This window comes from Parabacteroides sp. KHUB-02 (genome assembly GCF_056640955.1).
In genome coordinates, this window is the sequence record NZ_JBWQEV010000001.1 from 791,232 (window position 1) to 811,482 (window position 20,251).

Consider the following 20,251-nt stretch of genomic DNA (forward strand, 5'->3'; position numbering starts at 1 on the left):
ATTTGTGGGACTTAACTGTTCATTGTCTGGTTAGTTCTGCGGAGAGAGCGGGATTCGAACCCGCGAAACCCTTTAGGGGTTTACACGCTTTCCAGGCGTGCCTCTTCAACCACTCGAGCATCTCTCCAAGGTCTTGTTGAAACCGGGTGCAAAGGTATTGATTTTTTTTGATTATGCAAGAGTTTCGCTTGCGAATTTACATAGAGATGCAATGTCTGGATGCGATTACTTGGCTCACCCGATATTTATTGGGAACAGAGTTAATTCAAAGGGATAAAACAAGAATCGCGGATGTCAGCTTAATGCGATGAATGGTATCTTTTTGATTGAAATGCCTTCTTTTTCACGACACGGCTCTCTGGCTATAAAAGCCAACGAGCGTAAACGGGGAGCGCGAACAAGCTGCCACAACCGCTTTTTAACACGATAAGCGTCGCTTTTTAACGAATATATACGTATCAACCTACACATATGGCTGTATCAACTCACACATATAGCAGTGTCAACCCACACATATAGTCGCGTCAAGCTACACATATAGTGGCGTAAGCCTACACATATATAGGCATCGGCCCTCACATGCGGTAGCGTTGGGCATTATTACCGCCTAACGACCGTAAAACATGAACTAGGGTGAATTATTTCGACTGGAACGAAAGGCCGTTTTTCAGCAAACGGCTATCAAACAGAGAATTGCTGTTTTTTTCTCTCGAATTTGGAAGCGAGACTCACTTAGGTACGGAATAATCGATTCTCCGGGACTTCAGATTACAAGTTGTCAAAAAGACAAATGGGCCACTTGTATCTATAGTTCCTCTGCCATTTCCCGATAACCATCGGGGGAGAGACGGTTAATGTATAATTTATGCCTTGTCAGGTGAATAACTTACGGCTTGTCAAGTGAATAACTTACGGCTGGGGGTAGCCGTAAGCTTACGAGTCTGGAAATGGTTAGTTATTCACTTGGGAAGCCTTTCTCAAGTGAGTTGGCCTGTTGATTAACAGGATATAAGACAGCGATTTATATGGCAATGGTTATCCCATGATCTCATCTGTTGGCCGACTTCGATATTTCTGTAGGTCGACTTGTCTTAGGTTGCCGGCTGAAATGAAATATATATGAGCCTGAAGATACCCCCACTGATTATCGGGTGAGCCGAATTTTCTTCTGATAAGGCATTGGAGACAAGACTTATAGGCAATAATAAAAAAACCTACAAATCGCAGATTTGTAGGTTTTTGTCCACTTACTCTCTTGTTTTGTTCAGTAGATTCTGCGGAAAGACAGGGATTCGAACCCCGGGAACCTCTCGGTTCAACGGTTTTCAAGACCGCCGCAATCGACCACTCTGCCATCTTTCCAATATGTTTTGCGATCAAACGTTTCGTTTAATTGCTTTGCAAAGGTAGTCATTCTTTTGGAATATACAAGAGTCTTATGCGCTTTTTTTCTTTTTGTTTATTCTTTTCTTTTAAGAATAGAATGTGTGGGAATCCCCTTTTTATTGCTATTTTTGTAGCAAATAATTTATCAATCAAGTAAAAGGTTTCTATATGAGAAAGTTGAAAAGTTTATGGCTGGTTTCGGTTGTGCTGCTATTAGTAAGCTGCTCGATGTCCGCTAAATCAGATAAATCAAGTGAGGCTGGTACCGCCTCCAAGGGAGAGGTCGTTACTTTGAACAAGGCAGAGTTCCTGCAAAAGGTATTCAATTACGAGAAGAACGCTACGAAATGGGTATATGAAGGTGATAAGCCTTGTATCATCGATTTTTATGCGGACTGGTGTGGTCCCTGCAAGCAAGTGGCTCCTATTTTAAGGGATTTGGCTATCCTGTATAAGAATGATATCGTAGTTTATAAGGTAAATGTGGATAAGGAAAAGGAGTTGGCTGCCGCTTTCGGCATACAAAGTATTCCTACGTTCTTGTTTATCCCTAAGGAAGGACAGCCTCAGATATCGATGGGAGCTCTTCCCCGTGAGGAGTTTGTGAAACAGATCGATACTTTCTTGTTGAAGAAGAAGTAACACGACTTAGTTAATCATCATTTATAGATCGGAAAGCCGTAGAATTTTAGATTTTACGGCTTTTTTAATTGGGAGGGATGCTTTATGAAAGTAGGAATTATCAGATGTATGCAAACAGAGGATTTTTGCCCCGGTACTACTGATTTTAGGATGATCCGTGAGAAAAAGGGAGCCTTTGAGGGTGTAGAGGAAGATATTGAGATCATTGGGTTTATCAATTGCGGAGGTTGTCCCGGAAAAAAGGCCGTATTAAGGGCGAGGGAGTTGGTGAATAGAGGGGCGGATAGTATCGCTTTTGCTTCCTGTATCCAAAAAGGGACGCCGATAGGTTATGCCTGTCCTTTCGCCAAAAGGATGAAGGATGTTATCCAGAACGATTTAGGCGATGGCATCCGGCTGATCGATTATACGCATTAGGAAGATCCGGTAGCTGGTGGAAAAGGCATAAAAAAAGAGGGCATTGAAAAATGTCCTCTTTTTTATTTTGGCATCGCACGAATTATTCAGCGCTTTCAGTTGCCGGAGCTTCTTCAGCGGGAGCCGCTGCGGCTGCTTCCTCAGCTTGCTTAGCAGCTTCAGCTGCTGCCAATTCTGCTTTCTTTTTAGCTACGATTTCTGCTTTTGCCTTATTAGCTTCCTTCTCAGCCTCAAGACGTGCTTTAGCTTCTGCTCTAGCTGCTTCGCTGTCTTTTTCTTTGATAGCTTGTACGGAAGCTTGTTTGTTCTTCAACCAAGCTTGGAATTTCTCCTCAGCTGCGGCTTCGTCGAACGCACCCTTCTTAACACCTTCCAATAAATGCTTTTTCAAGCAAACGCCTTCGCGAGAAAGGATGTTACGAGTTGTGTCTGTAGGTTGAGCACCTACTTGTAACCAATACAAAGCTCTTTCGAAGTTCAAATCTACTGTAGCAGGATTAGTGTTCGGATTATAAGAACCTATCCTTTCAATAAATCTTCCATCACGTGGAGCCCTGCTGTCTGCGATCACGATTTGGTAGAAGGCGTAACCTTTACGACCGTGTCTTTGCAATCTAATTTTTGTTGCCATGTTTGAATAATTAATTTAAGCTGTTTGTATTAGCGGGTGCAAAGATAGGAGTTTCTGTTTATAAAACAAGCGTTTTGTTGGAAAATATGTGGATGCTTCTGCTTTTTTTAAAGGTAGTTTAAGGGATTAGTCCCTTATGCAATTGGTTGCCGACACCGTCGGCAATAATGCTGACGCTGTCGGAAATATTGCTGACGGCGTCGAAAATATTGTCGACGGCATCGGCAACCAATTTCTTCCTAGTCTTGCCCCGGAAAGATCGTATGAAATCTCCTGTACATCCCTAATGAAAGGGATTTTTCTTATCTTCGCGGCTTCATTATATTAATGTATTAAAATAAACATATGATTTCAGTTGACGGACTAACAGTAGAGTTTGGTGGAAGCGCCCTTTTCTCGGATGTTTCTTTTGTGATTAACGAGAAAGATCGTATCGCCTTGATGGGTAAGAACGGTGCCGGTAAATCTACCTTGTTGAAGATATTGGCCGGCGTGCGGGAGCCAAGCCGTGGAAAAGTGTCCGCCCCTAAAGATACCGTGATCGCTTATTTGCCGCAGCATTTGATGACGGAGGATGGCCGTACCGTTTTCGAGGAGACGGCGCAGGCTTTCGCCCATCTGCACGAGATGGAGGCGGAGATCGCCGAATTGAATAAGCAACTGGAGACTCGTACGGACTATGAGTCGGATGGTTATATGGAGCTGATCGAGCGGGTCTCTACCTTGAGCGAGAAATTCTATTCCATAGAGGAGATCAATTACGACGCCGATATAGAGAAAACCTTGTTGGGACTGGGTTTCAAACGGGAGGATTTCGACCGGCAAACCAGTGAATTCAGCGGTGGCTGGCGTATGCGTATCGAGCTGGCGAAACTACTGTTGAAGAAACCGGATGTCCTTTTGCTGGACGAGCCGACGAATCACTTGGATATCGAGTCTATCCAGTGGTTGGAGGATTTCTTGATCGATAACGGTCAGGCCGTAGTGGTGATCAGCCACGACCGTGCGTTCGTGGATCATATCACGACTCGTACGATCGAGGTGACGATGGGCCGGATTTATGATTATAAGGTAAACTATAGCCAATACTTGCAATTACGGAAGGAACGTCGTGAGCAACAACAGAAGGCTTATGACGAGCAACAGAAGATGATCGCCGAGACGAGAGAGTTCATCGAGCGTTTCAAGGGCACGTACTCCAAGACCTTGCAGGTGCAGAGCCGTGTGAAGATGCTGGAGAAACTGGAGATCTTGGAGGTGGATGAGGAAGATACCTCGGCTTTGCGCTTGAAGTTTCCGCCTTCGCCCCGTTCGGGCTCTTATCCGGTGACGATCGAGAATGTCTCGAAAGCGTATGGCGATCATACGGTTTTCCGAAACGCTAATCTGATGATCGAGCGAGGGGATAAGATCGCTTTCGTCGGGAAGAATGGCGAGGGTAAGTCTACCTTGGTGAAGTGTATCATGAAAGAGATCGAGCACGAGGGGACGTTGACGCTGGGGCATAACGTGATGATCGGTTATTTCGCCCAGAACCAAGCCTCCCTGCTGGATGAGAACCTTACGGTTTTCCAGACGATAGACGATGTGGCGCAAGGCGATATCCGTAATAAGATCAAGGATCTGCTGGGTGCGTTCATGTTTGGCGGCGAGAACTCGGCGAAGAAGGTGAAGGTGCTTTCCGGTGGCGAGCGTACACGTCTGGCCATGATTAAGCTATTGTTGGAGCCTGTGAACTTGCTGATTCTGGATGAGCCGACAAACCATCTGGATATGAAGACGAAGGATATCTTGAAGCAGGCGTTGCTTGACTTTGACGGGACGTTGATCGTCGTATCCCACGACCGTGATTTCTTGGATGGGCTGGTCTCTAAGGTCTATGAGTTCGGAAACCAAAAAGTGACGGAGCATTTGGAAGGCATCTATGAGTTTATGCAGCGCAAGAAGATGGAGAATCTGCGTGAGCTTGAGCGGAAGAATTAAATCCTCCACCCAAGCGTCAGCATAATATCATACGTGGAGCTATCTATATCTTTATGATACTTATAATGGGTACGGCGGGAGAAATAACGATTTCGCAACGCAATATTCCATTTATGCTTGGACATATAGGCTAAGGTGGTGGAAAATACCGTCAGACGTGCGTTGCCGGCATCGCCTTGTACGTTTAACTTTGTAGGGTCCACCGCATTCCAGTCTATATCCGGCTCGTATCCTTTCCATGTGAAGATATGGTAGTTCTCCAAATCGATCAAGAACGCCCAGCGTTTATCGTAGGCCAATCCGGTAAACGCTTTCACGCTATAACCGCTTCCCAGATTATAATCTCTCTCTTCCAGCCGGAGATAATCGGAGATGCTTGCGCCCAAGGCGACTCCTGTTCCGTATAATTCGGCGTAAACATCTACCTTATTGTCCGGCGTGCCTCTTTTGTAATAGATCAATCCACCACCGACCGCCGCCGCTTCCGATATGCGGTAGGGAGCTACCGTTTGGGAACTATTGGATTTTAACTCGGAATCATAGTAGTCGAAATGCTGAAAGATTCCAGCGGCCAGACTACGAGGGCCTTTACTCCAGACCTGTTTCCCCCAGATAGCCCCAACGGCATTGACTTGGCTGATGAGCGGCTGGCTCGAAAAGAAATCGAACCCGGCCTTCAACTGAAACCATTCATAGGGCGAATAGAAATCATCATTGAAAGGATCTCCATAATCCAACCTGAAGGATACGTGCATGCTCGTAGTGCCATGCTTGGAGCCTTCCTGCTCGGCAAGGAAGCGAGGACCAACACCCACGATGAAGTTCACGGGAACCGAGGTGTAGACACGCCCCTTGGAGCTGCTGTGTCTCCAAGCTTCTCCCGTGATGATACGATTGATCGCCCGCATCGGAGATATCAAACCGGATAAGATCTCCCGTCCCACACGTTCCGCCCCGTGGGAGCGGTTGTCGATGAATAAGTCGGAGAGCCGGTAGGTAATCTCACCTAATTCTATACCGCCGAAAGAGGTGGCAAGCATGTCATTGATGGAGGGCGGTTCCGTTTCCATAAAGAATTCCCACATTAGGCTGCCTCCCGCCGCGAATGGAATGGATTGCCAGAAATTCAGTCCGTTGCTACGGGCCGCGTTGAAATATAACGATCCGTGATAGGGATGGGCCACCAGATTGGTAGAGAACTTATCCGTGTCCCAAACAGGCCCCGTCTTGAAGTTTTGCTTAATCGTATGTCCGTTTATCTTCGCGAAATCCTCGTTCATTAAGAAACGGTCGAAAGTCCAGACGGCCATGTTCATTCCGAATACCTCGCTTGCTGCCAACCAAGGGCGGCGTGGAATGAAAAGGGCCGTGTCGCTCACGTAATTGCGGGCATCCATCTGAGGGAAGTGTTGCCCCCACATCCATTGGCTGGATAGCAGACAGATCAACCCGATCAACATGCATTTTTTCATCCTCATCTAACTCAATTCTCTTTTGTGAATAAAAATCAATAGGTTACGGTTATAACCACTCCGCAAACTTATATATAATAAACATTAAGGGATTCGTTTGGTTTAAATTATTGTTAGGTATTCTTTCTATAAATGCTGTTATTTGCGAACTATTCCGTATTTTTGCGAAAAAAACAAAATGATAGATTTTATCACCTTTTGTGACTATACAGGGACCTTTGCGTTTGCCATAAGTGGCATAAGATTGGCTTCTGCGAAACAATTTGATTGGTTTGGCGCCTATGTGGTGGGTGTCGTGACCGCTGTAGGAGGAGGTACGATTCGTGATATTTTATTGAATGCGGTGCCTTTTTGGATGGAACAAGCCTCTTATTTGATTGTCTCGGCCTTGGCTTTGTTGTTCGTTATCGCTTTCCGAAAATACGTGATCCGTTTGAACAATACATTTTTTATATTCGATGCTATCGGATTGGGGTTGTTTGTGGTGGTAGGTATCGCCAAGACCTTGGATTTCGGGTTTCCCATGTGGGTGGCGATCGTGATGGGAACTATAACCGGCTCGTTTGGCGGTATGATGAGGGATATATTGATTAATGAGGAGCCTTTGATATTCCGGAAAGATATTTATGCGTTGGCTTGTGTCTTTGGCGGTTTGATATATTATATATGTATGCAAACTTCTATGTCGGCGGCGATGATACAGTTCGTATCGGCGTTGAGCGTGTTCCTCGCACGTATAATCGCCGTAAAATATCATATAAGTGTTCCGGTGTTGAAAGGAGAAGAATAATTTATTAACTTTGCATAATTATATGGACATGCATACTCAACAAGAAAAGGCTTCCATCCTGTTGATATATACGGGTGGGACGATAGGTATGATCGAGAATCCGGAGACTGGAGTGTTAGAGTCGTTTAATTTCCAGCATTTGAAGGACAATATGCCGGAGTTGAAGAAACTGGGGTATTCGGTGGCCACGATACAGTTCGATCCTCCGATGGACTCCTCGGAGATGGGGCCGGACTCGTGGATGAAGATCGTGAAAATCATCGCCGATAATTATCAGAAATACGACGGCTTTGTGGTACTGCATGGCACGGATACAATGTCGTATACGGCATCGGCATTGAGTTTTATGCTCGAGAACCTGAGTAAGCCGGTGATCCTTACGGGATCGCAATTACCGATCGGGATGTTGCGTACCGATGGGAAGGAGAACTTGATTACGGCGATCGAGATAGCGGCCGCCAAGGAGAACGGCTTACCGTTGGTCCCGGAGGTCTGTATCTTTTTTGAGAATGATTTATTGAGGGGGAATCGTACGAGTAAGATAAACGCAGATAATTTTAACGCGTTCCGTTCGTACAATTACCCGGCTTTGGCTCATGCGGGTATCTATATTAAGTATGATCTGCCGCAGGTATATCATCCGGTATCGCGTAAGCCGCTGAAGCCGCATTATTTGTTGGACCGAAATATCGCTATACTAAAACTATTCCCCGGAATTTCTCCGCAAGTAGTGGAAAGTATCCTGAATATCCCGGGTCTGAAAGGCGTGGTGATGGAAACATTCGGAAGCGGAAACGCTCCGTGCGAGGAATGGTTCTTGAATATGTTGAAGGAGGCTGTAGACCGTGGTATCGTCATCGTGAATGTTACTCAGTGTAGGGCCGGAAGTGTGGAGATGCACCGTTATGAGACGGGGCACAAATTGTTGGAGGCAGGCGTGACGAGCGGCTTCGATAGTACGACGGAGAGCGCCGTGACGAAGCTAATGTTCCTCTTCGGCCATGGGCTGACACCCGACGAGGTGAAGGAGCATATGAACTGCTCGTTGATCGGGGAGGTATCGATCCCTGAGACGTTCCGCCCCTAGTGTATACTATGTAAAACAGAAAAAAAGCAGTGTTGCGGAATAGGAGAGTATGAAACTATCATTTCTGAGTTTAGCGAGTGGGAGCAGTGGGAACTGCTATTATTTGGGGACTTCGGAATTCGGTATGCTGATTGACGCAGGTATCGGAATCCGGACCATAAAGAAAGTATTGAAGGACCGGTCGATCGATTTTACCAAGATCGTGGCCGTGTTGATTACCCACGATCATGCGGATCATATCAAGACGGTCGGGTATTTGGGCGAGAAGCTTTGCATTCCTGTCTATGCGACAGCCGACGTGCACCGGGGGATTGATAAGAGCCGGTATGTGGAGGAGACCTTATGTGTCTCCCGCAAGGTTATAGAAAAAGAAGTTCCATTCCTTATCCGTGATTTCCGTATCACGGCTTTCGAGGTGCCTCACGATAGTACTGATAATGTGGGATACCATATCGAGTATGGTAATCATAAATTCACTTTCGCTACCGACGTAGGCCATATCACGGACACGGTGGGGAAATATATCTGCATGGCGAACCATTTAATATTGGAAGCGAACTATGATGAGGAGATGCTTCGTTTCGGTACATATCCCGCTTTCTTGAAAGAGCGGGTGGCGAGCCCCACCGGGCATTTGAGTAATAGGGAGGCTGCAGAGTTCTTGGCGACCCATTATAATACCGGTTTGAAGAATATCTGGCTTTGCCATCTCAGCCGGGACAATAACCATCCCGAACTGGCCTATAAGACAGTGGATATACGTCTTTTCCAAGAGGGCATAAGGGTAGGGAAAGATGTCTCATTGGTAGCGTTGAAGCGGACTACACCCTCGGATATTTACGAGTTTGATTAAAATTTTAAGAAAAAAAAGTAGTCGAAAAGTTTGCGGGGAAAAATAAAACCTCTATCTTTGCACCCGCAATCGAGAAACAAACGGTGGTTTGAAAAAGTAACGATAGCAAAACAGAATGACTTGGTAGCTCAGTTGGTAGAGCAAATGACTCTTAATCATTGGGTCGAGGGTTCGAGCCCCTCCCAGGTCACTCAAACAAATAACATGTTGACTTGGTAGCTCAGTTGGTAGAGCAAATGACTCTTAATCATTGGGTCGAGGGTTCGAGCCCCTCCCAGGTCACACGATTTACTTATTGGAAAGATGGCAGAGTGGTCGATTGCGGCGGTCTTGAAAACCGTTGAACTGAGAGGTTCCCGGGGTTCGAATCCCTGTCTTTCCGCAGAGAGTCCTGTAAAGCGAAAGCTTTACGGGATTTTTTGTTTTTGAGGCGTTTGTCCGGGCACGAACGGAAAGAGGTAGCGGGCATCGCTAGAATGAGAAAGTGTATAATAATATGGAAACAGGATCATTGCGGATAAGTGATATACGGCCGGATTTTATCTATATGATGGAACAAGCCGTGAAAGCCCCATCGGGGCATAATACCCAACCTTGGTTGTTTCGTGTGCAAAAGGATAGGATACAGATTCTTCCGGATATGAGTAAGTCCCTTCCGGCCGTAGATCCGGATAACCGTGAGTTATTTATTAGCTTAGGATGTGCCACCGAGAATCTTTGCATTGCGGCTGAGGCAAAAGGATATGCTCCGCTACCGGTTTTTTCAGGATCGGGGGAGATCACCGTGCTCTTGTCGGAGGCATCGATGATTAAGGAGACGAGTGGGCTTATCGAGGAAATTTCGGTCAGACAGACGAATCGAGGCATATATTCCGGGGAAATGATTCCATCGGATCAATTGAGCTATTTGAGGAATACGCCTTTGGAGGAAAATATCAGTCTGCATTTGTGGTCGAAAGGAGAGTGGGAGTTCGATACGCTTTCTTCTTATATATTTGCGGGGAATAACCGGCAAATGAACGATCATCTGTTTAAACGAGAGCTGAAATCATGGATGCGTTTTAATAAGAATCATGTACGAGCTACATCGGACGGCCTGAGTTATGCGGTGTTCGGGGCGCCGAATCTTCCCCGTCTTATCTCAGAGACAATCATGGGAAGTGTCTTGAAAGTCGGCATACAAAATAGGGGAGACAAGAAGAAGCTGGACTCTTCTTCTCATTTAGCCTTGTTCGCCTTACGGACAAATACGCTACCGGAATGGTTTGCGCTAGGCCGGAGTTTGCAACGTTTTCTTTTGAGAGCTACGGAAAAGAATATCGCTTTCGCCTTTTTGAACCAGCCTTGTGAGGTGCGTGATCTTTCCGGTTTGCTGGCGAAAGACTTGTCTTTCACCAACGAGATTCCTGCCTTGATCCTCCGTCTAGGATACGCTAAGCGGAAAATGCCGTACTCACCTCGAAAGTCTTGGCGTGAGAGGCTGGTTCCGTAATGGCTAAGTCAGATAGCGAGTGCCCTCGTTCATGCCAGCTTGCACGGGATATGCCAAGACGAAACTGTTTGCCTGAAAGTATTTGTTGAGGTACTTGGGGATACGGGCCATGGCGGGAGCGTAGGAAAGTCCTTCCTTGCGGCTAAGGATAACCCACATCGTGTCGTCCGGTTTTATATCCCGGAAAACGATCAGGAAGTCATCCCAGTCGTTGAATTCGATATAACTGGCTTCTCCGCTTTTCTTGGCTAATAATTTCTTTAAGGCATTCAAGGTCGCTTCCGAACCGTAAAAGACTGTCGCTGCACCTGTGTTCTGGGTCACGTTTCGTAGCCGGAAGATGATTTGGTTGAAACCGATTTCTTTTTCGGCCAATTCCGGGATGATGATCAGATGCCGTCTAACAGTAGAGATGGGTTGTGCGGGCTTGTATATGAATGTACTTACACTACTTTCCGCCAATACGCTTTCCACGATATGGCCTAGGAAGGCCGCCGGTATATCTTTTTCCTTGTGCAATCCCACTACCAGATCTGTGATCTCCCGCTCTTTTACCACGCTGGCGATAGCATTCGATACGCTTAAGTCATATCTTAATAAATCTTTCATCTGGGTATCCGTGGCGGCAGCCGTATTGACTGCGGTCTGTAGAACCCTGCGGGACTGTTTTAACGCTTTCTCGTCTGAATGATGGTTATCTATCACTTTTAGGGCAAACAAGCCGTTCTTGTTTTGGGGAGATTTGATCGCCAAGCTGAGGTTGACCAGCTCTTCCACGGTCTCTTCATTGCTGACCGGTATCAAGATATGCTCTGATTCTTTTTTGTTTTCCTCCTTATCGGATATATCTTGGGCCGCTATGTTATGAGCGCCTTTTTGGGCGGCGAAAGAGGCGATGGTGCAAGTGACAAGTATCATCAGGATCGTACCGTTCAACACGCTCTCATTTAATAACCGGATTGGTTCCCCATTAGCGTCTGTTCCGGTGATTACGTTATATCCGACCATCACGGCGGCCAATGTAGCGGCGGCTTGTGCGTTACTTAAGCCGAAAATAACGCTTCGCTGATCCGTGGACAGATGGAAAGTCTTTTGGGTCATCCAAGCGGCTATGTATTTGGCGGCCGTAGCTACGATAATCATGATAAGCCCAACTTTAATGGTCTCGAAACTGGTAAAGAACGTACGATAATCTATTAACATACCTACGCCCAACAAGAAGAATGGGATGAATATGGCATTTCCTACGAACTCGACACGATTCATCAAGGGTGAGCTTTGCGGGATAAGGTGATTTAGGGCTAGTCCGGATAAGAACGCCCCGATGATCGCCTCCATGCCCGCTACCTGAGCTAGGAAAGATCCCAGAAATACCATCACCAGCACGAATATATACTGTGATATATTATCGTGTACATGCTTAAAGAACCAACGCCCAATGAAAGGGAAACCGAATAATACGATTAACGCGAATATCAAGATGGAAACCCCCAGACGAATCCAAAACATATCGTTGACCTGTCCGGTGGCCATGCCGACAATGATCGTTAGGACGAGCAATGCCAAGGTATCAGTGATCATCGTTCCTCCTACGGTGATACTGACAGCTTTGTTTTTGCTGATACCCAGTTTACTGATAATCGGATAGGCGATCAATGTATGGGAGGCGAACATACTGGCGAGTAAAACGGAGGTCAATACGTTGAATCGCAGGACCCATATCCCGACAACCGTTCCTAGGATCATCGGAATGAGGAATGTGTACATGCCGAAAGCTAGGCTTTTCGTACTATTTCTCTTAAAATCCGCCATATCGATTTCCAATCCGGCGAGAAACATGATATAAAGCAATCCCGCCGTCCCGGACAAGATAATGCTGCTATCCCGTAATACGAGATTAAAGCCGTGCGGTCCGATAATTGCGCCGGCAATGATCAGTCCAAGCAGGTGAGGGATTCTCAGCTTGTTTAATAAAAGGGGAGCGGCCAGGATAATTAAAAGAATCAAGAGAAATTTTAATACCGGGTCCGCTAAGGGCAATGTGAAATCTATTGTCGAGGCTAATACCATATGCGTAATTTTTTCGTTATAATTTGAAACAAAAATAATAAGAATTTGCGGAGATTGCAGCGTTTACGCCAACTTTGCATCTTCTTTTATAGATAACAATAAATGTGTGAGTTTTATAAGTTAAAGTATATGTAAATCTTGGGACATTAGCGTGAACCGATTATATTTGTACATACATTGCATTGAGTTTATTGTTATAAAACTAAAAAGCGTTTAAACCCTTTGCATAAAAGGGTGTCAAACATGAAAAGAGAAAAATATTTATTTAATGTAGAGGAGAAACAAATATGAAACCCATGAAATTAACATCTTTAGTGATGATGCTTCTGATCGCGTTTAGTGCCGCGGCTCAGGAGGAGTTCTTTGATGATGTGTATTTCTCTTCCAAAAACAAGAAAAAGAAAGAACAGGTTGAAGAGAAAAAGGTTGTTCAGCCGAAACAGGAGTCTAGGACCCTGGTCGCTACAGCCAAGAGCCAAGCTTCTTCAGACAGCCGGGATGTGGATGAATATAACCGTCGTTATACATCAGTCGAGGTGGAGGAGCCTTATCGTGAGGATGATTCCGTTATCTATGAGGATAGCGATGAGAATGAGTCTTCTTCCGAGCGTCGTTCGGATACTGAATATACGGAACGTATCATTCGTTATCATTCGCCGAGTAAGATTACGATCGCCGGAGCGGATCAAGTCGATTTGTATCTGAGTGACGGATATTATGGTTACGGCTATGATACGGATTATTCGAACGGTAGCGCGAACGTGAATTTTAATATCAATGTCGGCAACGGTTGGGGCTCGCCTTGGTATACAGGTTGGTACGATCCTTGGTTCTATAGTTATAGCCCTTGGTGGACTTATTCATCTCGCTTCTACGGCCCGTCTTGGGGATTCGGCTGGGGCTGGGGAGGCTTTTATGCCGGCTATTATAGTCCGTGGTACGATCCATGGTATGGCCCGTCTTGGGGCTGGGGTGGAGGCTATTGGGGTGGCCATTGGGGACATCACCATCATTACTATCCCGGTTACTATTCGACTCCAAGTAGACATTATTCAAACGGACGTTCTTCTTATCGAGATAATCGCTCTTATGCGAGTGGCAGAGGTTCCGGTTATACAGGTGGGCGGAGCAGTGGCTCTTCTTCCTTGAGAAATTCCGGATCGACTACAAGACCTTCGTCTTCAAGTTCCTTGAGCAATGGACGTGCGGGATCTACCCGTAGGGAATCTGCTATTTCCTCTGGTGCGGGACGTCGTTCCTCTTCTTCTGTTAGAAATTCGGCAACGACAAGAAGTAGCTCGGGCATAAGTAATAGCTCGGCGAGAACAAGGATTTCCAGAAGTAGTTCTGGAGCCGCATCTTCTTCCGGACGTCAATATTCAGCTCCGGTAACACGTTCTTCTTCCAGAAGCAGTAGCGATTTCTCAAATAGTCGCTCTTCTTCCAGTCAATTTAGAAGTTCCTCTCCTTCTCGTAGTAGTTCGGTAGGTTCTTCTTCCGGTAGCTTCGGTGGAGGTCGTTCTAGTGGAGGCTCTGTTGGTGGCGGAGGTGGCCGTGCCGGTGGTGGTCGCAGGTAAAAGTGTTAGGTTGATAAAATTAGAGATACGATGAAAAGGATAGGAATTATAATGTCGGTGCTTGCCCTGTGTGGCGGCACCGCTTTTTCGCAGTCACAGTTGGATGCCTTTAAGTATTCCCAGACGGAGTTGAATGGTACGGCTCGTTATTTAGGAATGGGTGGTGCTTTTGGTGCGTTAGGTGGTGATATTTCCGCTATGAATACGAACCCGGCAGGCTTGGCGATTTATAAAAGCTCGGAGGTGGTTACGACATTGAGTTTGTCTTCGGCCTCCGCGAAGACCGATTGGCTTGGTTCGAAGGTGGACAACAGCCGTACGAAGGTGAGTTTCGATAATATCGCTTACGTAGGATATTTCCCGACAGCGAATGATGAGGGTATCGTGAGCTGGAACGTTGGTTTCTCTTATAATCGCTTGAAGAATTATAACCGGAACTATACGATGGCTACAGGAGGTGATTTGAATACTTCTCTTTCTGATTATGTGGCCATGCGTGCGGCAGGAATGCCTAGCGGACTGTTGGGGGAGGGTAAAGACTATAACCCTTATAATAACCAAGACTTAGGTGATTGGCTATCTATTCTAGGATACAATGCCGGTTATATGGATTCATATAACGATAATGATAAAGAGTATTATAGTGCGTTCGGGGATAAAGATGCGGATGGGCAATGGAGTCCGTATTTATTGCAAGGAGGTCAATTAAAAGTTTCAGAGCGAGGTTCCGTGGATCAATATGACTTGGCTTTCGGTATAAATATATCGGAACTTGTGATGCTTGGCGCTACGGTTGCGATTACGGATCTGAACTATAGATATCAGTCATCGTATGATGAGGAATTTACGAACGGCAATAATTTATACTTAGATAATTACTTGGATACGGATGGTACCGGGTATTCATTTAATGTGGGTGCCATTGTTCGTCCTACTGATTTTCTTCGTTTAGGTGTAGCTTATAATTCACCTACGTGGTATAAGATGACAGATCGTTATTATGGTGAGGCCGGTTCTTATCTGACCTTTATGGATAAAGGGGAGATGAAGGAGCGTAAACTGGATGCGGCTACTCCTAATAATGCTTATTATGACTATGAATTCCGTTCTCCGGATAAATGGATCTTTAGTGCCGCCGCAATCTTGGGTACGACCGCTTTGATAAGCGTTGATTACGAGTTGATGAATTATAAGAATATGCGTATGTATCAAACGGATGGTAGCAGTAACGTGTATACTAACCAAGATATAACGGATAATTTCAAGTCAATGAATACGATCCGTGTAGGTGCGGAGGTAAAGGTTACTCCTCAATTTGCCGTAAGAGCAGGTGTCGCCTACAGCGATAGTCCGATCAAGGATAAACTGAAGAATGGAGAGAAAGAGGTCTTTACGGTTGGTACGATTCCTAATTATACGATCGATAAAGGGGTCATGAATTATACGGTAGGTATCGGTTATCGCTTCACCCCGAACTTCTATACGGACTTGGCTTGTGTATTCCGTACGCATAAGGAAGATGTTTATGCGTTCTCTAATATGTTTGCGGGAGATGATCCGAAGCCATTCCTCGAAGCCCAACCCGCCACGATGAAAACAAACACGACTCGTGTAGCTTTGACATTGGGATACAAGTTCTAATATACATATATTTTAGATCAGTAAAGTCCCCTGTTCGTACGTTAAAGGTGCGGGCAGGGGACATTCTTTTTATAATTTGAAATAAAATGTTTGTTGGTTTAAAATATTTTTCGTTCTTTTGCTTTCATAAATAACATTGTATAACAGTTAAACCCCATCGCCTATAGCATAAACATTACTCGAATAAACTAAAAATGTGAAAGTAATGAAGACTTTAAAAATGATGACCGACGAGGAATTGGTTGTCCTTTATGCAGAAGGTAATAATGCCGCTTTCGATATTTTATTAAATCGATACAAAAGTAGCATTCATTCTTACATTTATTTCATAGTACGTAACAAAGAGCTTACGGAGGATATCTTTCAAGAGACCTTCGTGAAGGTTATCATGACTATAAAACAAGGTCGCTATACCGAGAACGGCAAGTTTAAGGCATGGATTACTCGTATTGCCCATAACTTGATTATAGATAATTTCCGTCAGGAACGTAGCGAGAACACGATCTCGAATGATGAGGTAGAAATCGACTTATTTAATAACATCAAGCTTTGCGATGGTACGATAGAGGATAATATCGTGCGCCATCAAGTATTGTCTGACGTGAAGAAATTGGTAAAGCATTTGCCGGATAACCAGCGTGAGGTGTTGGAGATGCGTTACTATCAAGATCTTAGTTTTAAGGAAATCGCCGATATCACGGGGGTTAGCATCAATACGGCCTTAGGGCGTATGCGTTATGCTATCTTGAATATGCGCCGTATGGCCGATGAGAACCGTATCGAGCTATCTATGGTGTAAAATAATTTTCTTTCCATGCAATAAGTCTTAGGTCCCTACGTTTTATTAGCAAACAAGATAAAAATAAAGGTGCCTATGAGGAAGCTTTCTACGCAATGCATGGATGATTTGGAGAAAAAAGTGAAAAGTGCCCCGGAGGCGAAAAGTTCGCCTCGGAAGCAAACGATGGATTTCTTGAAACAGTTTGCGAGGGCTTATCAAGCGGAACCGGCTGTACGTCCGGAGTTCTGCGGGTATGTGTTGAACTAAGAATTACGGAAAGAGAATCTATATTATTAGGTTCTCTTTCTTTTTTTGTGTACTTTTGTAAAAACAAAAGACAAGATTATGAAGCATTTGATAGCGCCTTCCCTGCTTTCCGCTAATTTTCTGGATTTGCGGAAGGAGGTGGGGATGATAAATAAAAGTGACGCCGATTGGTTGCATCTGGATATTATGGATGGGGTATTCGTGCCGAATATCTCGTTTGGTTTCCCGGTACTTAACGCATTAAAGTCTATATGCCAGAAGCCGATGGATGTGCACTTGATGATCGTGGAGCCCCAGAAGTTTATCCCTGAGGTCGCGGCTACGGGAGCCTATATGATGAACGTGCATTATGAGGCATGTACCCATTTGCATCGGACGGTAGCGGCTATTAAGGAAACGGGCATGAAAGCGGGTGTCACCTTGAATCCGCATACGCCCATCTGCTTATTAGAAGATATTATCCAAGATGTGGACATGGTTTTATTGATGTCCGTGAATCCGGGATTTGGTGGTCAACGTTTCATTGAGCATTCCGTAGATAAGGTGGCCCGTTTACGAGAAATGATAGACCGGAAGGGATTGAGTACTATGATCGAGGTAGATGGCGGGGTGAATTTAGAGACGGGGAAGCGCTTGGTTGACGCCGGTGCCAATGTGTTAGTCGCCGGTAACTTCGTATTCAAATCTCCAGATCCGATACAAACAATTAAAGACTTGAAAGCTTTGTAGAACACATTAATATATCACAAAACCTAACTATCATGATTGAGGAAATACAAAAGCGGCCTTTTGTACGGCCGCTTTTTTTATGGATAACCGGAATTTTATGCTATGCGTTTTTACCTGCCTCTTCGCTCCTATATGTTTTAGGGGTTTTATCTGCTTTGGTTTTTCTTTTTCTGGGCTTCTCGTGTGGGAGAGCGCATGCGGAGTTGCGATACGATTCCCGTTGGATATGGGGAGCTATAGTCTCTGTTTTGATTGTATGTTTGGCGGTTGAGGTCTGTTGGTATAGTGACCGACGTATAGCGCTTGTAAATGAGCCTGTTTCTTCTTTAGATTTATTGGCTACCAAGGCTCAATATTCTTTGGTAAATACATTTGATCGTTTGCGTTTGTCTGATGAGGAGAAATCTATTTTGGCTACATTGACATTGGGATATAAGAAAGCGATGAGTCGGGAAACGAAAAGGCGCTTCTCTTTGGCGGGCGTGTCTCATATATTAGCGGTGAGCGGTTTTCATGTTGCCGTGATTTGTGGATTCTTATCTTTCTTTTGCTCGTTTATGCCAAGATGGGGGATAGGACGTTGGGTTCGTTATATCATTCTGGTGGGAAGTCTTTGGGGGTTTGTCTTTATCACAGGATTAGCGCCCTCGGCGGTACGGGCCGCCTTGATGCTATCTTTATATTTAACAGGAAGGGCGCTTAGGCGTGTTACGGATGGATATAATACATTGGCCGCCGCCGCTTTCTGTATGCTGGCCTATGATCCGTATTACCTGTTTGATATTGGTTTTCAGTTAAGCTATTTGGCTGTGTTTTTTATTTTATTCCTAGTGCCTCGTTTCAAGGAATGGATAGTGGTGAGAAATCCTTTGTTGGCCATGCCTTGGGAATGGATTACGGTGTCTATAGCTGCGCAGATAGGGACTGCTTTGCTCTGTTTTTATTATTTTGGACAATTTTCGACAGTTTTCTTGTTTACGAATCTACCGGTCACTCTCTTGGCTATGTTTTTGATTCCTTTTGCCTTTTTCTGGTTAGGCTATCCGGTGGATTTCTGTGGATATGACTGGATACAGAAGATCGTAGAAGGGCTGGTTCATGGCATGGTAAGGGTGGTGGACGTGTTCAGCGCCCTGCCTTATGCGACGATTACGGGTCGTTTTAGCTTCTTTGAGATGCTAGGAGGTTATGGTTTTCTTGTTTTATGCTTGATATATATGAAGATACGGGAACCAAAAGTTTTGTTGGCCGCCTTAACCCTTTTGTTAATAATATCAGTAAAGATCCTTATTGAACTTTTTTTGATAGCCGGAAACTAAAAAAGTCGTACCTTTGGGGTGAAAACAAAAAGATTATATGATCACTAAAATCATTCAAGAAGAGAAGATTCAGAAAGCCAAAAAATACGTAGAGAAAGGCGAGAGTTTTGTTATCGTGACGCATGTCTCACCAGACGGCGACGCATTAGGTTCATCCCTTGGTTTATATCATTTCCTATCCGCTTACGGTAAGGATAATGTAGCGGTAGTGGTACCGAACGCATTTCCCTCTTTTTATAGATGGATGCCGGGCGCTAAGGATGTCGTGATACATGAGAAATATCCGGATTTCGCCGAGAAATTGATCAAGGAAGCGGATGTTATTTTCTGCCTTGATTTCAATGAGCCCAAACGTATCGAGAAACTGGCTCCGGCGGTGATCGCCTCAGAAGGCCGCAAGGTGATGATTGATCATCATTTGAACCCCGCGGATTTTTGTCGTGTGACGATGTCGTATCCGGAGATGTCTTCTACCAGTGAGATGATCTTCCGTTTTATTTGTCGTATGGGGATGTTCGATTTATTGAATCGGGATGCCGCCGCTTGTATCTATACGGGTATGATGACGGATACGGGATCGTTCACCTATAATTCGAATAAACCGGAGATTTATACGATCGTCAGCGAATTGATCAAGAAGGGGATTGATAAGGATTTGATCTATCGTAAGGTGAATCAGGTCTATTCCGAGTGCCGTTTACGTATGATGGGATATGTGTTGTATGAGAAGATGAGGGTCTATCCGGAACAACAGGCGGCTCTTATCACGTTATCGAAAGAGGAACTGGATCGTTTTCAGTACCAGACTGGAGATACGGAAGGTTTCGTGAACTTGCCGTTAAGCATAGAGAACGTAAGCTTTAGTGTCTTTATTCGTGAGGACAGCGATTACATAAAGGTATCGCTTCGCTCCGTGGGCGATTTTCCTTGCAATCAGTTTGCTTCTACTTATTTCAACGGAGGCGGACATAAAAATGCGTCCGGAGGTGAGTTCTATGGCTCTTTATCTGAGGCCGTAGCCGTGTTTGAGAAAGGTTTACAGGAATTTAATCCTAATAAATCAGAAGATTTAGGCAAACATGCGTAAGGTTTGACGAAGATTATTTACATTTGC

General features: G+C 45.0%; 17 protein-coding genes and 5 tRNA genes. 17 read left to right on the top strand and 5 right to left on the bottom strand.

Features of this window, described 5'->3' with window-relative positions; translation table 11 throughout:
- Positions 1 to 39: 39 nt before the first annotated feature.
- Positions 40 to 127 (bottom strand) — tRNA-Ser (locus ACYIA1_RS03540).
- Positions 128 to 1,277: 1,150 nt separating this feature from the next.
- Positions 1,278 to 1,362, bottom strand: a tRNA-Ser gene (locus ACYIA1_RS03545).
- 192 nt (positions 1,363 to 1,554) lie between these two features.
- Between ACYIA1_RS03545 and trxA the strand changes: the two genes are divergently transcribed.
- Both trxA and ACYIA1_RS03555 read left to right on the top strand, forming a co-directional pair.
- Positions 1,555 to 2,028: a thioredoxin gene (gene trxA / locus ACYIA1_RS03550; RefSeq protein WP_005858169.1), complete on the top strand. Its 474-nt coding sequence runs from the start codon at positions 1,555 to 1,557 to the stop codon at positions 2,026 to 2,028.
- A gap of 84 nt (positions 2,029 to 2,112) precedes the next feature.
- Positions 2,113 to 2,445 carry a CGGC domain-containing protein gene (locus ACYIA1_RS03555; protein WP_005866270.1) on the top strand — a complete coding sequence of 111 codons (333 nt, stop codon included), beginning with the start codon at positions 2,113 to 2,115 and terminating at the stop codon, positions 2,443 to 2,445.
- Between the two features lie 82 nt (positions 2,446 to 2,527).
- On the opposite strand, the gene ACYIA1_RS03560 is transcribed toward ACYIA1_RS03555, so the two are convergent.
- Positions 2,528 to 3,076: a 30S ribosomal protein S16 gene (locus ACYIA1_RS03560; RefSeq protein ID WP_005858168.1), complete on the bottom strand. Its 549-nt coding sequence runs from the start codon at positions 3,074 to 3,076 to the stop codon at positions 2,528 to 2,530.
- Positions 3,077 to 3,421: 345 nt separating this feature from the next.
- Between ACYIA1_RS03560 and ACYIA1_RS03565 the strand changes: the two genes are divergently transcribed.
- On the top strand, positions 3,422 to 5,059 hold the full coding sequence (locus ACYIA1_RS03565; protein ID WP_005858166.1) for an ABC-F family ATP-binding cassette domain-containing protein: 1,638 nt from the start codon (positions 3,422 to 3,424) through the stop codon (positions 5,057 to 5,059).
- On the opposite strand, the gene ACYIA1_RS03570 is transcribed toward ACYIA1_RS03565, so the two are convergent.
- Entirely contained in the window at positions 5,056 to 6,537 is a 1,482-nt protein-coding gene (locus tag ACYIA1_RS03570; RefSeq protein WP_005858165.1) for a DUF3943 domain-containing protein, read from the bottom strand. The genes ACYIA1_RS03565 and ACYIA1_RS03570 overlap by 4 nt on opposite strands.
- Before the next feature lie 172 nt (positions 6,538 to 6,709).
- Between ACYIA1_RS03570 and ACYIA1_RS03575 the strand changes: the two genes are divergently transcribed.
- The 7 genes from ACYIA1_RS03575 (at position 6,710) to ACYIA1_RS03605 (ending at position 10,753) form a co-directional block, all read left to right on the top strand.
- Entirely contained in the window at positions 6,710 to 7,321 is a 612-nt protein-coding gene (locus ACYIA1_RS03575; protein WP_005858164.1) for a trimeric intracellular cation channel family protein, read from the top strand.
- A gap of 22 nt (positions 7,322 to 7,343) precedes the next feature.
- On the top strand, positions 7,344 to 8,408 hold the full coding sequence (locus ACYIA1_RS03580) for an asparaginase (protein ID WP_005858163.1): 1,065 nt from the start codon (positions 7,344 to 7,346) through the stop codon (positions 8,406 to 8,408).
- 49 nt (positions 8,409 to 8,457) lie between these two features.
- Positions 8,458 to 9,261: an MBL fold metallo-hydrolase gene (locus tag ACYIA1_RS03585; protein WP_005858162.1), complete on the top strand. Its 804-nt coding sequence runs from the start codon at positions 8,458 to 8,460 to the stop codon at positions 9,259 to 9,261.
- Between the two features lie 117 nt (positions 9,262 to 9,378).
- Positions 9,379 to 9,451 (top strand) — tRNA-Lys (locus ACYIA1_RS03590).
- Between the two features lie 19 nt (positions 9,452 to 9,470).
- A tRNA-Lys gene (locus tag ACYIA1_RS03595) sits at positions 9,471 to 9,543 on the top strand.
- A gap of 15 nt (positions 9,544 to 9,558) precedes the next feature.
- Positions 9,559 to 9,643, top strand: a tRNA-Ser gene (locus ACYIA1_RS03600).
- Positions 9,644 to 9,757: 114 nt separating this feature from the next.
- A complete protein-coding gene (locus ACYIA1_RS03605) occupies positions 9,758 to 10,753 on the top strand; it encodes an Acg family FMN-binding oxidoreductase (protein WP_005866275.1) in 996 nt (331 codons plus the stop codon).
- A 3-nt stretch (positions 10,754 to 10,756) separates the two neighbouring features.
- On the opposite strand, the gene ACYIA1_RS03610 is transcribed toward ACYIA1_RS03605, so the two are convergent.
- Positions 10,757 to 12,823: a cation:proton antiporter domain-containing protein gene (locus ACYIA1_RS03610; RefSeq protein WP_480334398.1), complete on the bottom strand. Its 2,067-nt coding sequence runs from the start codon at positions 12,821 to 12,823 to the stop codon at positions 10,757 to 10,759.
- A 287-nt stretch (positions 12,824 to 13,110) separates the two neighbouring features.
- Here ACYIA1_RS03610 and ACYIA1_RS03615 point away from each other — a divergent pair, with 287 nt between their 5' ends.
- From ACYIA1_RS03615 to ACYIA1_RS03645, 7 genes are all read left to right on the top strand, one after another.
- Complete coding sequence (locus ACYIA1_RS03615) at positions 13,111 to 14,400, top strand: hypothetical protein (protein ID WP_005866279.1); 1,290 nt, start codon at positions 13,111 to 13,113, stop codon at positions 14,398 to 14,400.
- Positions 14,401 to 14,430: 30 nt separating this feature from the next.
- Positions 14,431 to 16,041, top strand: a complete 1,611-nt coding sequence (locus ACYIA1_RS03620; RefSeq protein WP_005866281.1) for an OmpP1/FadL family transporter — start codon at positions 14,431 to 14,433, stop codon at positions 16,039 to 16,041.
- Positions 16,042 to 16,246: 205 nt separating this feature from the next.
- Complete coding sequence (locus tag ACYIA1_RS03625) at positions 16,247 to 16,840, top strand: RNA polymerase sigma factor (protein ID WP_008774229.1); 594 nt, start codon at positions 16,247 to 16,249, stop codon at positions 16,838 to 16,840.
- Between the two features lie 75 nt (positions 16,841 to 16,915).
- Positions 16,916 to 17,089: a hypothetical protein gene (locus ACYIA1_RS03630; RefSeq protein ID WP_005866285.1), complete on the top strand. Its 174-nt coding sequence runs from the start codon at positions 16,916 to 16,918 to the stop codon at positions 17,087 to 17,089.
- Between the two features lie 78 nt (positions 17,090 to 17,167).
- A complete protein-coding gene (gene rpe, locus ACYIA1_RS03635; protein ID WP_005866287.1) occupies positions 17,168 to 17,818 on the top strand; it encodes a ribulose-phosphate 3-epimerase in 651 nt (216 codons plus the stop codon).
- A 32-nt stretch (positions 17,819 to 17,850) separates the two neighbouring features.
- Positions 17,851 to 19,137, top strand: a complete 1,287-nt coding sequence (locus ACYIA1_RS03640) for a ComEC/Rec2 family competence protein (RefSeq protein WP_480334402.1) — start codon at positions 17,851 to 17,853, stop codon at positions 19,135 to 19,137.
- Positions 19,138 to 19,174: 37 nt separating this feature from the next.
- Entirely contained in the window at positions 19,175 to 20,224 is a 1,050-nt protein-coding gene (locus ACYIA1_RS03645) for a DHH family phosphoesterase (protein WP_005866290.1), read from the top strand.
- Positions 20,225 to 20,251: the final 27 nt, after the last annotated feature.